This window comes from Streptomyces sp. NPDC018029, from assembly GCF_044327655.1.
Taxonomy (GTDB): domain Bacteria; phylum Actinomycetota; class Actinomycetes; order Streptomycetales; family Streptomycetaceae; genus Streptomyces.
This window is the reverse complement of the sequence record NZ_JBIRFV010000004.1, coordinates 605,236-617,538: the sequence shown is the minus strand read 5'-3', so window position 1 is coordinate 617,538 and position 12,303 is coordinate 605,236. Positions and strand designations below refer to the sequence as shown.

The window sequence follows — 12,303 nt, the reverse complement described above, 5'->3', positions numbered from 1 at the left end:
CTCAACTCCCCCCGGGTACGGAGTCGGATACGGATACCTCGGATACGGATACCTCGGATACGGATACGTCGGATACGGATGCAGATACGGAGCCGGAGTCGGAGTCGGACGTGATGGTGCCGTCCCGGAAGCGGACTCTGCGGGGCAGGGAGTCGGCTATCTCCTCGTCATGGGTGATCACGCAGATCGTCGTGCCCGTCTCGTTGAGCTCGCGGAGCAGTTCCATGACGACCTGACCCGACGCCGTGTCCAGGGCTCCCGTCGGCTCATCCGCGAGGAGGAGGGACGGGTCGCCCACGAGCGCACGGGCGATCGCCACGCGCTGCTTCTCGCCGCCGGAGAGCTCGCTGGGCCGGTGGTCCAGGCGGTGGCCAAGGCGGACGCGTTCCAGGGCGGTGCGGGCACGGGCGCGGCGCTCCTTGCTGCGCACGCCGGCGTACAGCAGTCCGTCCGCGACGTTGTCGACCGCGTCACGGCCGGCCGCGAGGTGGAAGTGCTGGAAGACGAAGCCGATGTGGCGGGCGCGGAGGGCCGACAGGCGGGCGTCGCCGAGTGCGCTCACGTCGTGGCCCGCGACGCGGACCGTGCCCGAGGTGGGCTTGTCGAGCGTGCCGATGACGTTCAGCATCGTCGACTTGCCTGAGCCCGAAGGACCGACGATCGCGAGGAGCTCCCCGGCGCGGACGGTGAGGGAGACGCCGCGCAGGGCGTGCACGCCGCCGGCGTACGACTTGGTGACGTCGCGTAGTTCGATGACGGGTTCGGGGGCGGGGGTTGGGATGGGGGCGGGGGTGGGCGACGGGGTGCAGGTGGGTGACGGGGTGGAGGTGGCGGCGGGCGTGGGTGTGGGTGTGGGTTTCATGGGGCTGCCACGCCTACCTTCGTGCCCTCCTCCAGTCCGGGGGCGCTCACCTCGATTCTGCCGTCGGCCGTCATGCCCGTCCTGACCCGCACCATGCGCGACGTACGGCCCCGGACCGTCTGGAGGCCGTAGCCGCCGTTCTCACCGCGCAGGGCGACGACCGCCTCGACGGGGACCGTGAGGACGTTCTCGCGGGACTCGCTGACGAACTTCACGCTCGCCGTGGCCCTGGTGTCCTCGCCCGACGCCGCCGACCTGCCGCCGTCCAGGGTCACTTCGACCGTGATGCCGTCGCCTGCGGGTCCGGAGCCGCCGCCTTCGGACGCCGCCGGGTCCTCCGGCCGCACCGTGCCGGTGACCCGGCCCGGTTCCGTCCTGCCGCTGGGCAGGGTGACCTCGACCTTCGTGCCGCGCGCGGTCAGCGACGCGTCGGACTGGTCGAGTTCGGCCCGGACGACGGGCTTCGTCGAGGCGACGGTGAGGACCGCCTGGTCCGGTCCGACGGAATCGGCGAGTGCCGCGTCCGCCGAGACGACCTTGACCTGCTCGGGCTGGAAGACCACGTCCCCTTTGCCGACCCGGCCCGTCGGCGTGCGGTTGAGGGACTTCTGCCACCGTTCGACGGCCGCCTCGGTCGCCCGGTCGAAGCGCGGGTCCACGTAGAGGTCCGCGCCATAGCCGAGGGCGACGAGGTTGCGTTCCAGCTGGAGCACGTCACTGCCGCGGCTCCCCGCCCTCATCTCGCGGAAGGCGGGCACCGGGCCGTACAGGAGCGTCACCGGCTTGTCGTCCCGCTCATAGAGGGCCTGTCCGCGCGTCACGGTGGCCCCCTCCCGCGCGGCGACCGTGACCGTGCCGTCGACGGGCGACTTCACCGCTCGGCGCCCCGCGAAGTCGATCTTCCCGTCGACGGTCTCGGACTTCACGAGATCGGTGCGGGTGACGGTGGCGGTGGCCGGGGGCAGCTCGCCCTCGCCGCTCGCGGCGCCCGTGTCGTCTCCCGGGCCGGAGAGGACGAGGACGCCTGTCGTGATGGCCGTGATGGCCGTGACCACTGCGGCGGCCGACACGGCTCCGCTCCTGCCTGTCAGAAGCCTCGTACGGCGGCGTCTCGTCACTGCATGCCGTCCAGGCCCTCGAGCAGCTTTCCCTTGCAGGCCTCGCGGGCTTCCTTGTACGCGGGCGAGTCGCGGTCCATCGTCGGATCCGTCGGGTTCGGCTCGCCGCCGGGCATGACGTTGCCGCCCGACATCGTGGGGTTGGTGAACTTCGACAGGCCGTTCTCCCGCATGCACTTGGCGTGCGCGAGCATCGACTCGTAGTCCTTCTGTGCGTCGCGCTCGGGCTCCAGGTTCATGGCGGCCCTCAGTTCGGGGACGCAGACGCCGTCCTTGCCGCCCTTGTACTCCTCGCCGTTCCCCTTCGGGTCGACGACCTCGTCGATCTTCGCCCAGTCGAGGTAGCCGCTCAGCTTCGGATCGGGGAAGTCCTTGACGCCGGCCTTGCCGCGCATGCACTGGACGTACTTCAGCTGGGCGTCGTAGAAGGCGCTTCTGGCCTTGTTCGCGCCGGTTCCCTTGGATCCATCGGATCCCTCGGACCCGTCGGACCCGTCGGACCCGTCGGACCCCTCAGATCCCTGTTTTCCCGTGTCCCTGGCTGCGCCCTTGCTGTTGCCGTCGGCCGCCTCAGGGGCGGAGGCTACGCCCGCGTCCTTCGCCCCGGCGTCGCCGTCCCCGTCGGCCCCGCAGGCCGCCGTGATCACCAGGACGGGCAGGGCGAGGAGGCCGGCGAGGCGGCGCCGGGCGGTCGCTCCGGGTGTGGTGTGGATGCTCATGGCGGCAATCTGCCGCCGCCACATGGTGGTCGTTCCACGACCGCATGATGAACGCGTAACGCCACATGATGAGCACGTAACAATGCCCTGCGGAGCCGGAGTCACTGCCCCGACAGCCCCTGAACTGGGCAAACCCTCGCCCATAATCGTCCGCATGGCCCGAGTACCCCACGTGCTGCTGATCGAGGACGACGCGTCCGTGCGCGACGGCATGGAGCTCGTGCTGCGGCGCCACGGGTACGCCGTCGACACCGCCGCCACCGGTGAGGACGCCCTCGCCCTCCTCGCGAGGCCCGCCGGGCACGACGTCGAACTCGCCGTTCTCGACCTGATGCTGCCCGGCATGGACGGCTTCGAGGTCTGCCGGAGGATCCGTGCCACCGGGTCGACGATCCCCGTCGTCATGCTCACCGCGCGCGGCGACGACAGCGACATCGTGCGCGGCCTGGAGGCGGGCGCCGACGACTACGTGGTCAAACCCGTGACCGCGCCGGTCCTCGAGGCCCGCATCCGGGCGGCGCTGCGGCGGGCCGAACCGGTGCGGCGGCGGCCCGGCGAGGACACGTACGCCGGTCTCGTCATCGACCGCGCCGGGCTCACCGTCACCAAGTGCGGCACACCCATCGCCCTGCCGCCGACCGAGCTGCGGGTCCTGCTGGAGCTCTCCGCGTCGCCGGGGCAGGTGTTCAGCCGCGAGCAGCTGCTGCGGTCGGTCTGGGAGCACGACTTCCTCGGGGACTCGCGGCTCGTGGACGCGGCGGTCGGGCGGCTGCGGGCCAAGATCGAGGACGTGCCCGCCAAGCCGGTGTTCGTGCAGACGGTGCGGGGGTTCGGGTACCGGTTCGGGCCGGTGTGAGGGGCCGGGGAGCACGGGGCCGGCGCGGGGTGGCCGCGGTGGAGGGTGGGGCGGGGCGGGAGGTGCGGGAGGTGCGGAGGGTTCGGGAGGCGCAAGAGGCTCGGGAGGTGCAAGAGGTTCGGGAGGCCCGGGGGGTGCAAGAGGTTCGGGAAGTGCAAGAGGTTCGGGAGGTGCGGGAAGTGCGGCGCGGGATGGGGGCCGGCCGCCGCGATGCACCGCGGGAACGGACGCGGTGGAAGGTGTGGGGCGGGCTGCGCACGCGCCTCGTCGTCGCCTTCGTGCTCGTCGCGCTCGTCAGCGCGGTCACCGCCACCGGGCTCGCCTACGGCGAGTCCCGCAACGCCGTCCTGGACCGCAAGCAGGACGCGGTGCGCACCGACTTCAAGAACCGCGTCGACCAGGCGTCCGCCGACCTCGCCATGCCGCCCGACGAGGTGTCCCTCACGCGATTCGCGGCCGGGGTCGCCGACGGGCTCGGGGACACCGTGGTCGTCGCCGAGTACCGGTCCCTGACGGCATCCTCCGACGCCTCCGCCGAGGCGTCCGCCGACCGGTCGCTGATCTCCGCCTCCCTGCGCGACGCCGTACGCACCCGGAACCGGATGAGCCTCCAGCGTGTCGACCGGGACGGCAGCCCCTACCTGGTCGTGGGCACGCCCGTCACCTTCGACTCCGGGTCGCCGTCCGGGCTCGACGTCTTCGCCGTCAGCTCGCTGCGCGCCGAGCAGGACGACACGGAGGCCATACTCGCCGCCGTGCGGGACGGCCTGGTGCCCGTCCTGCTGCTCACCGTCGTGCTCGCGCTGCTCGCCGCCCGTACGGTGCTGCGGCCCGTACGGGAGCTGGGGCGGGCCACGCGCCGGCACGCGGCCGGTGACCTCACGTCGCGGGTCGTGGTGCCGAAGGGGCGCGACGAACTCGCCGACCTGGCCCGGGACTTCAACCGAACCGCGGCGGCCCTCGAAACATCCGTCGCCGAGCTGCGCGAGCAGGAGGCGAAGGCGCGGCGGTTCGTGGCCGACGTCTCGCACGAGCTGCGTACGCCGCTCGCCGCGATGACGATGGTCGCCACCGTCCTCGACGAGGACGCCGGACAGCTGCCGCCGGACGCGGCGCGCGCCGCACGCACGGTCAGCGCGGAGACGGCGCGCCTCGCGCGGCTCGTCGACGACCTGATGGAGATGTCCCGCTTCGACTCGGGCGCCGCGCGTCTAAACCTCGGCGAGCTCGACCTCGCCGAGACCGTGCGGAACACGCTGGCGCTGCGGGGCTGGACGACGCGGGTCCGGGTCGAAGTGGAGGTGGAGATGGAGATGGCGGCGGAGGCGGGGGTGGAGGTGGGTGTGGAAGTGGGGGAAGGGGGACGGGACGGGCTCCCGGGTGGGGTGCGGGTCGTCGCCGATCCGCGGCGCCTCGATGTCGTCGTCGCCAACCTCGTCGGCAACGCCCTGCGGCACGGTGCCGAGCCGGTGACCCTCACCCTGCGCGCCGCGGGCGACTGGGTGACGGTCGAGGTCGCCGACCGCGGGCCGGGCATCGCCCCCGAGGTCCTCCCCCACGTCTTCGACCGCTTCTACAAGGCCGACAGCGCGCGGACGCGTTCGGAAGGCAGCGGGCTCGGCACGGCCATCGCACTGGAGAACGCACGGCTGCACGGAGGGACGATCGACGTGGCCAACAGGCCGGACGGCGGGGCGGTGTTCACGCTGCGGCTGCCGTGGCGGCGGGGTGAAGAGGGTGGCGCGCGGTGAGTCTCGTACGCGATGTCGTGTGGGGGTGTGGACGTGCTGCCAGGGGGGTGAAGGGAGCCTCGTCGGTCGCGGTCATGGCGGTGGCCGTGGTCGTGGTCGCGCTCACCCTCACGGGGTGCGGGGTGCGGCCCACCGGTGTGGTGGACGCGGGCGAGGCGGCGGGCGGGCTCACGAAGGGGCTGCGGATCTACTTCGTCTCCGAGACGGGACGGCTCGAAGGGGTGACACGGACCACGCCCATCCGTGAACCGGCCGCCGTCATCAAGCTGTTGATGTCCGGCCCCACGGAGGCGGAGCAGCGGTCGGGGCTGACCTCGTTGGTCGACAGCGGGTCGTTCGAGGTCACCGGCGACGGCGACCGGCTCTCGGTCCGGGTGCCCGCCGCCACTCTCGACCCGACCTCCGTCGGCGACCGCAATCTCACCGGGCAGCTGGTGTGCAGCCTGGCGCGGGCGCGGGCCGTCCTCGACAAGCGGGGGCGGACGCGGCCTGACGATGTGCGGGTGTCCGTGCATCCGGCGGAGGGGGCCGCGTTGGGGCCGTATGTCTGCTCGGACTTTTTGAAGTAGGTGGGGGGCTGGGTGGCGGGGTCGCCGCTCGCCTCGGGGCGTCAGCGTTCGGTGTGCTCGGCGCGCTCGATGTATCCGGTGCGTTCGGCGTGCTCGGCGTGCTCGGTGATGTGCTGGTCGCGTCCCGCTTGGTAGACGCGGCCGTTGCCCTCTGCGTGAGCCTCCATGTGGATGCCGCCGGTGACTTCCTGACCGTCGGCTCCGCGCGCGAGGCGGTCGATCAGGGCCTCCAACTCGGGGGCCGCCTCCGGGTGTTCGCTCAGCAGCGTGACCGCCCTGGCGCACCAGTGGCCCTCCAGGCGGCCCGTGGCGGGGGTGGTGGCGTTTTCCGTCGCGTCCAGCGCCGTGCGGCGCGACGCTTCGAGTTCCCGCTCCACGTCGTCGGCCGCCTCGGGCTGGAAGCGGCGCCAGAACGCCACCACGCCGTCCTTGGCCTGCTGCCAGCCGTCCGTCACCAGGAGGGTGACGACTGACGTGCCGGCGGTGCCGGCCAGAGTGAGCAGATACGGATCCATCCGGTGCCCCCGAGGTTCCGAACAGTCAGTGCGGAGTGGTGTCCAGGGTAGGGCGAACTGCCGTGTTGTGTGGGGGTGTTGCTCGGCGTCCGCTCACGGCAGCGCCGGGCCCTGGCCCCTGCCCTGGCCCTGACCGTGGCTGCGGCCACGGTGCGCGACATGGGCGCGGTCCGCTGCCGCCGTTCCGTGGTTCCAGCCCTCGGCGTCCGTCACGCCCCGCACCCGCGTCGTGGTCGTCTCGGGGAACATCCGCTCGGTGTGTTCGGTGACGGCGACGTCGCGTGCGGCCAGTACGGGGAGCAGGGCGGCCGGGTCGGTTTCCGCGCCCCCGCCCGAGCCGGTGGGTCCGGCGGCCTCCCGTGCCGCTTCCGTCACCGCGTGTTCGCCCGCCGCGGCCAGGCGGCCGCCTATGCGGTGCGCGTACGCCATCAGGAAGGCCTGCCGGAACGTCTTCGTGCGCTTGCGGCCCGCCGCACGCTGACCGGCCTCCGCCTTGGTCATCGCCGTGGTGCCCTGCACCAGCAGGGAGGTGTAGAGGAGCTCGACCGACTCCAGGTCGGGCTCGAAGCCGACCACGGTCGAGAAGCCGTACGCCTCGTTCCACACCGCCTTGCAGTGGTTCGCGGCGGCGACGGCGTCGAGCAGGATCGCCTTCGCCGTCTCGTACGGGGCGTCCACGCCGACGCGGCACGCGCCAGGGGCGTCCTTCGCGTGCGTACGGGCCGCGAGCAGCGCCTCGTCGAGCGAGTGCCGGGCCATCAGCTCCTGCGCCTTGGCGGTCAGCGCCTCGGCCTCCTCCGGGAAGCCGGTCGCCTCGGCCTTGGCGAGCAGGGCGCGGATACGGGTGAGTGTGCGGGGCTCGCCCTGGACCGGGCCGGGGAGGGTGTCACCGGGTGGTGGTCCTGCCGGTTCGAGTGGGGGGAGGCGGAGGAGGAGGCGGTAGAGCTGGAGGTGGGTGGTGGCCCGGGTGAAACGGTCCTGGGCGGGCCCGTCCGCGTCGGCCGGCCCGAGGTCCGCCAGCTGGGCTGCCCAGCGGGGCGGCAGGTGGGCGTATCGGCTGGTCTCGGCGCGGATCAGGGTGGCGGTCAGGCGTACGTGGGGGTCGTCCAGGTCGCGGCGGACGAGGCGGATGATGTCGGCGGGCTGCCAGCCTCGCTGCCAGGCGCGGTGCAGGTACTCCTCGCCGCGGCGGCGCAGGTCGGCGTCCGCCTCGGGGGCGGCCGCGAGGAGTGACGCCCCGGCGTCCAGGCCTTCGTCACCGTCGCCGTACAGCGCCGCCGCGAACGCCCTGTCGATCACCGAGTCCATGGGGCAAGGGTATGGGGCGGGTTCTGGCGGGGGCGCCTTGTGCGGGTTTGCGCCTTCTGCCCGTCTGTGGGGCGGGCGGGTTGTGGCGTCGTTCGCCTTGTGGGGGTTTGCGCCTTCTGTCCGCCCGTGGGGCGGGGCCGCGGGGGTATGTGCGTACTCGCCATCCCTGCGCCGCGCCTCAAGTCCAAAGGCGCCAGAGTGTGCTCGGTGCTCCGTTCGCACATACCCCCACGTCCCCTCGGGCGCGTGCGCGCCTGCGGCCCGGTGGGGGGCCTTGCCCCTACTCCCGCATGACGGCGCGGGGCAAACGGGTGGGTGGGTGGGAAACATCCGCCGCGGAGCGGCGGGCTTGGTGGTTGTGGGTCGGCGGGGCGGCGCGGGTGGACCGGGGGCGCCGCGGGCCCGGGGGCCCGTCCGGGGGGCTCCCGGGTGCGGGAGGCGGGCGGGGCTGGAAGGCTCGGCGCATGCGAGTCGCGCTGGCACAGACGGACTGCGCGCTGGGTGAGGTCGAGCAGAACCTGGAGACCGCGCGGGACCAGGCGGCCCAGGCCGCGGCCCAGGGCGCCGACCTCGTCGTCTTCCCCGAGCTGAGCCTGCACGGCTATCACCTGGGCGGGCTCAAGAGGGACACGTCGATCACGACGGACGACCCGGGGCTGCTCGGCCTGACGGAACCCGGCGGCCCCGACGTCCTGGTCGGCCTCCACGAGCACACGAGCCTCCGCGCGTACAACACGGCGGCGTACGTCTCGGAGGGCCGGCTCCTGCACGTACACCGGAAGCTGTACCTCCCGAACTACCTGGCGTGGGAGGAGCGCAAGCACGTGAGTCCGGGCCAGCACCTGCGCGCGTACGACCTGCCGCACGGGCAGGGCCGCGCCGCCACCCTCATCTGCAACGACGCGTGGCAGCCCGCGCTCCCCTGGCTCGCCGTGCAGGACGGCGCCGAGGTCATCTTCGTACCGACGAACAGCGCGGCCAGCCTGGACCCGGAGGCCATGGACACCGGCCTGTACTGGGACACGCTGCTGTCGTACACCGCCCGCATGCTGCAGTGCTGGGTCGTCTTCGTGAACCGGGTCGGCAATGAGAACGGCGCCTCGTTCTGGGGCGGTTCACGCGTCGTCGACCCGCGCGGCACGGTCGTCGCGCAGGCGCCGAAGTGGGAGCCGGGGCTGGTGACCGTCGACATCGACGTGCACGAGGCGCGCCGGCAGCGCCGCGCCGTGCCGCTCGTCGCCGAGGCGCGGCTCGGCCTGGTCGACCGCGAGGTGCGGCGCCTCATCGACGAGGGCGGCGACAGCTGAGGAGCTGCCGGAGCCCGTGGGCTGCTCCGGGATGTGTTCAGGGTGATCCTCCGGGTCTTCTCCGCGCACCCATCACCGCCGCCGACACCGCCACCACCGCGCACACCCCCACGCTCACCCCGAGCTCGCCCCACGGCACCGCCACTCCCGCCGGCACGGAGAGGAGGGCGAGGCTGGCGGACAGGCCGGTCAGGTTGACCGCGGTGACGGCCAGGCCGAGGAGCGTGCCCGCCGCCACGGCCACCAGCGCCTCTCCGGCGACGACCAGCCGCACCTGGCCGTGCGTGGCGCCCGCGAGGCGCAGCGAGCGCAGTTCCGCGCGGCGCACGGAGGTGGCCATCAGCAGGGTGCTCGCCAGCGAGATGCCCGTGTAGACGAGGGAGATGCCGAGGAGCATGAGGAGGCCGAGGCGCGTCTGGGCCTTGGTCCGCGGGTGCGTCGCGGCCAGCCACTCCTCGGCCGTGCGCACCTCACCCCCGCTGCGGGCCCGCAGCGCGGTGGCCGCGGCGCTGCGGTCCGCGCCCGCCGCCAGCCGGACGTCGATCCGGTCGACCGGGGCGGACGGCGCGTTCGCCCTGGTGACGTACGCGCCGTTGTCCCCGGTCCCGCGTGCGAGGACCGCCACGATCCGCAGCCGCGCGGGCCGTCCGTCGCCGAGCCACACGGCGACGCGGTCGCCGACCCGGTGCTTCTCCCACTCCTCGTTGACGACGATCGAGCGGTCGTCCAAATCGCGTACGTCACCGGCGATCACCGGCAGCCGCGAGGTCGCCGCCAGCGCCGCCGGGTCGCCCACCGCGCGCGCGTCCGTCCGGACGAGGGCGCTGCCTTCCTCGCGTACGAACACGCCGGTGGCGGCGGAGGGGGAGACGGCGGAGGCGCCTGGTACGTCCTGAGGGCGGATCGGCCTCAACGAATCCCCGGTGGCCACCAGGTGGGCCGACGTCCGCCGCTCCGCCTCCGTCGCCTTCGCCGCGCTCACGGTCTGCGCCGAGCCGAGCAGGCTGCCCGCGAGGGCGACGCTGACCAGGACCGGTGCTGCGATGGCGGCGGTGCGGCGCACGGCGGCGGTGGAGTTCTCGCGGACGAGGAGTCCGACGGCGCCGGGCAGCCGGAAGACGCGGACGACGGGACGTACGAGAAGGGGCGCGAGCGCGGCGGCCGCGGTGATCAGGATCATCGGCTGGGTCGTGTACGTCTTGCGCTTCAGGAGCGCGGACGGGTCCGTGCCCAGGGTCCGTACGAGCAGCCCGAGCCCGCAGGCGAGCAGCAGCGCCCCCACGATGCGCCGGCTCCACGGCATGACACCGCTGTCCACGGACGCGTCGCGCAGCGCCTCGACCGGGCCGACGCGCCCGGCCCGCCGCGACGCGGCCCAGGACCCGGAGAAGGAAACGAACAGGCCCGTCCAGAACGCGAGTTGGAGGGGCCAGGAGAACCAGCCGATCTCCTCGCCTCCCACCGCGAACCAGTCCGGCGCGATCCCCGCCCGCACCAGCGCCTCGGCCTGCGGCCGCGCGCCCCACGCCCCGAGCGCGCACCCGGCGGCGGACGCCAACACGCCCACCGCGAGGGCCTCGCCCAGGAGTTGTCTGCGCACCTGCCCCGGCGTGGCTCCCGCCATCCGCAGCAGCCCGAACTCCCGCCGCCGCAGCGCGACCACGAAGGCGAACGTCGACGCCGTGACGAACACCGACACGAAGGCGGCCACGCCACCCGCCGTGCCGAGGAAGGAGTTGACGGCCACCAGCGCCTCGGCGTCCCGCGCGGTGCCGGGGTCCGCGTGACGGCGATCGTCGCCGGTGAGGACGCGGGCCCGTCCGCCGACGACCTCGCGTACGGCAGGGGCGGGGGCGTCGACGCCGACGGCGTCCCGTTTGTCCCCGTCGAACCGTACGGGCCCGAGCCGCCGAAGCTCGCGCAGCAGTTCGATATCCACAGGCTGTGGATGAACGAGCGGCTTCGTTACGTGGGTGACGTCCGGGCCGCGCCGAACCGGAACCGTCAGTGTGTCCTGCCCCATGACGACGACGGGCCACCCGGCGAACCGCTCCGGGGCCCGCTCGGGCGCCGAAAGGCTCGCGGCCAGCCCCAGCGCCATGGCGGCGGTGAGCCCGACGCCCAGGGCGACGGCCACGAAGGCTCCCACGAGGCTGCTCCACCGGGCCCGGAGCGAGGCGAGGAAGATCATCACGCGCGCACCTCCGCCATTGCGACCGCTTCGAGGCCCGCCATCGCCGCCGCCACCTCACCGGCGTCCGGCGCCCGCAGCTCGCTCGCCACCCGCCCGTCGACGAGGAACACCACCCGGTCCGCGTACGAGGCCGCCACCGGGTCGTGGGTGACCATCACGACGGTCTGCCCCTCCTCGTCCACCAACCCGCGCAACAGCGCGAGCACTTGACGACTCGTGCCCGTGTCGAGCGCTCCCGTCGGCTCGTCGCCGAAGAGCACCGCGGGCCGGGTGACCAGCGCCCGCGCGAGCGCCACCCGCTGCTGCTGCCCGCCCGACAGCTCACCGGGCCGGTGCCCGGCACGGTCGGCGAGGCCCACGCGCCCGAGCGCGTCACGGATCTCCGTACGCGAGACCCTGCGGCCCGCGAGGCGCAGCGGGAGCGCGACGTTCTGGGCGGCGCTCAGGGCGGGCAGCAGGTTGTAGGCCTGGAAGACGAAGCCGATCCGCTGCCGGCGCAGCAGCGTCAGCCGGCGCTCGCTCAGTCCCGTCAGCACGGTCCCGCCCACCTCGACAAGCCCGGACGTCGGGCGGTCGAGTCCGGCGGCGCACTGCAGCAGCGTGGACTTGCCGGAGCCGGAGGGGCCCATCACGGCGACGAAGGTGCCGGTGCGGACGTCGAGGTCGACGCCGTCGAGGGCGGTTACTTCGCCGTGGAGTCGGCGGACTCCGGCGAGGCGCACAACGGTTTCACTCATGCCTCCACCCAACCGGCGCGCCCTCCCCGGAACACGCCCCCTGGAGGGCGTCCCGGGGGTAGGGCAGGCCATACCCTCCGGGGGGGGCGGGGGGGTATGGCCTGTCCTGCGCCGTCCAGCGGGGGTAGGAGCACCGAGCCCGCCGCTCCGCGGCGGATGCTTCCCACCCACCCACCCGTTTGCCCCGCGACGTCCCGCGGGAGTAGGGGCGGGTGGGCGGGTGTTCCCCGCGACGCCCTAGGGCGGGTGGGGACGGGCGGGTGGGGGCTGCCCTGCGCCGTCCAGCGGGAGTAAGGGCGGGTGAGTGGGGGATCGCCCCACGGCGCCCTGCGGGAGCAGGGCAGGTGGGTGGGGATCGCCCCGCCGC

11 protein-coding genes are annotated in these 12,303 nt (G+C 73.6%); 4 read left to right on the top strand and 7 right to left on the bottom strand.

Going from position 1 to position 12,303, the window contains the following annotated elements; genetic code table 11:
• Position 1: 1 nt before the first annotated feature.
• The 3 genes from ACH4D5_RS15705 to ACH4D5_RS15695 are packed head-to-tail and all read right to left on the bottom strand — an operon-like array spanning position 2 to position 2,699.
• Positions 2-862, bottom strand: coding sequence for an ABC transporter ATP-binding protein (locus tag ACH4D5_RS15705; RefSeq protein ID WP_398302426.1), 861 nt, complete (start codon positions 860-862; stop codon positions 2-4).
• Positions 859-1,932 carry an efflux RND transporter periplasmic adaptor subunit gene (locus ACH4D5_RS15700; RefSeq protein ID WP_398302424.1) on the bottom strand — a complete coding sequence of 358 codons (1,074 nt, stop codon included), beginning with the start codon at positions 1,930-1,932 and terminating at the stop codon, positions 859-861. The genes ACH4D5_RS15705 and ACH4D5_RS15700 overlap by 4 nt, the downstream gene beginning before the upstream one ends.
• 44 nt (positions 1,933-1,976) lie before the next feature.
• On the bottom strand, positions 1,977-2,699 hold the full coding sequence (locus ACH4D5_RS15695) for a hypothetical protein (RefSeq protein ID WP_398302422.1): 723 nt from the start codon (positions 2,697-2,699) through the stop codon (positions 1,977-1,979).
• Positions 2,700-2,853: 154 nt separating this feature from the next.
• Between ACH4D5_RS15695 and ACH4D5_RS15690 the strand changes: the two genes are divergently transcribed.
• The 3 genes from ACH4D5_RS15690 to ACH4D5_RS15680 all read left to right on the top strand — a co-directional run bounded on the left by ACH4D5_RS15690 (position 2,854) and on the right by ACH4D5_RS15680 (position 5,875).
• Positions 2,854-3,555, top strand: a complete 702-nt coding sequence (locus tag ACH4D5_RS15690) for a response regulator transcription factor (RefSeq protein WP_398302420.1) — start codon at positions 2,854-2,856, stop codon at positions 3,553-3,555.
• A gap of 191 nt (positions 3,556-3,746) precedes the next feature.
• Positions 3,747-5,306, top strand: a complete 1,560-nt coding sequence (locus ACH4D5_RS15685; protein WP_398302642.1) for an ATP-binding protein — start codon at positions 3,747-3,749, stop codon at positions 5,304-5,306.
• A gap of 74 nt (positions 5,307-5,380) precedes the next feature.
• Entirely contained in the window at positions 5,381-5,875 is a 495-nt protein-coding gene (locus ACH4D5_RS15680; protein WP_398302419.1) for a hypothetical protein, read from the top strand.
• Between the two features lie 41 nt (positions 5,876-5,916).
• On the opposite strand, the gene ACH4D5_RS15675 is transcribed toward ACH4D5_RS15680, so the two are convergent.
• A complete protein-coding gene (locus ACH4D5_RS15675) occupies positions 5,917-6,390 on the bottom strand; it encodes a hypothetical protein (RefSeq protein ID WP_398302417.1) in 474 nt (157 codons plus the stop codon).
• Positions 6,391-6,483: 93 nt separating this feature from the next.
• Positions 6,484-7,698 (bottom strand): DUF2786 domain-containing protein, encoded by a 1,215-nt coding sequence (locus tag ACH4D5_RS15670; protein WP_398302415.1) that lies wholly within the window; start codon positions 7,696-7,698, stop codon positions 6,484-6,486.
• A gap of 464 nt (positions 7,699-8,162) precedes the next feature.
• On the opposite strand from ACH4D5_RS15670, the gene ACH4D5_RS15665 reads away from it, so the two are divergent.
• Positions 8,163-9,005 (top strand): nitrilase-related carbon-nitrogen hydrolase, encoded by an 843-nt coding sequence (locus tag ACH4D5_RS15665; protein ID WP_398302413.1) that lies wholly within the window; start codon positions 8,163-8,165, stop codon positions 9,003-9,005.
• A gap of 37 nt (positions 9,006-9,042) precedes the next feature.
• Here the strand turns inward: ACH4D5_RS15665 and ACH4D5_RS15660 are convergent, their stop codons facing one another.
• On the bottom strand, positions 9,043-11,196 hold the full coding sequence (locus ACH4D5_RS15660; protein ID WP_398302640.1) for an FtsX-like permease family protein: 2,154 nt from the start codon (positions 11,194-11,196) through the stop codon (positions 9,043-9,045).
• Complete coding sequence (locus tag ACH4D5_RS15655) at positions 11,196-11,936, bottom strand: ABC transporter ATP-binding protein (RefSeq protein ID WP_398302411.1); 741 nt, start codon at positions 11,934-11,936, stop codon at positions 11,196-11,198. The genes ACH4D5_RS15660 and ACH4D5_RS15655 overlap by 1 nt, the downstream gene beginning before the upstream one ends.
• Between the last annotated feature and the right edge of the window lie 367 nt (positions 11,937-12,303).

Excerpts from the sequence above, each read along its gene's own strand:
- ACH4D5_RS15705 (WP_398302426.1), bottom strand. The coding sequence starts at position 862 with ATGAAACCCACACCCACACCCACGCCCGCCGCCACCTCCACCCCGTCA.
- ACH4D5_RS15695 (WP_398302422.1), bottom strand. The coding sequence starts at position 2,699 with ATGAGCATCCACACCACACCCGGAGCGACCGCCCGGCGCCGCCTCGCC.
- ACH4D5_RS15690 (WP_398302420.1), top strand. The coding sequence starts at position 2,854 with ATGGCCCGAGTACCCCACGTGCTGCTGATCGAGGACGACGCGTCCGTG.
- ACH4D5_RS15685 (WP_398302642.1), top strand. The coding sequence starts at position 3,747 with ATGGGGGCCGGCCGCCGCGATGCACCGCGGGAACGGACGCGGTGGAAG.
- ACH4D5_RS15680 (WP_398302419.1), top strand. The coding sequence starts at position 5,381 with ATGGCGGTGGCCGTGGTCGTGGTCGCGCTCACCCTCACGGGGTGCGGG.
- ACH4D5_RS15675 (WP_398302417.1), bottom strand. The coding sequence starts at position 6,390 with ATGGATCCGTATCTGCTCACTCTGGCCGGCACCGCCGGCACGTCAGTC.
- ACH4D5_RS15670 (WP_398302415.1), bottom strand. The coding sequence starts at position 7,698 with ATGGACTCGGTGATCGACAGGGCGTTCGCGGCGGCGCTGTACGGCGAC.
- ACH4D5_RS15665 (WP_398302413.1), top strand. The coding sequence starts at position 8,163 with ATGCGAGTCGCGCTGGCACAGACGGACTGCGCGCTGGGTGAGGTCGAG.
- ACH4D5_RS15660 (WP_398302640.1), bottom strand. The coding sequence starts at position 11,196 with ATGATCTTCCTCGCCTCGCTCCGGGCCCGGTGGAGCAGCCTCGTGGGA.
- ACH4D5_RS15655 (WP_398302411.1), bottom strand. The coding sequence starts at position 11,936 with ATGAGTGAAACCGTTGTGCGCCTCGCCGGAGTCCGCCGACTCCACGGC.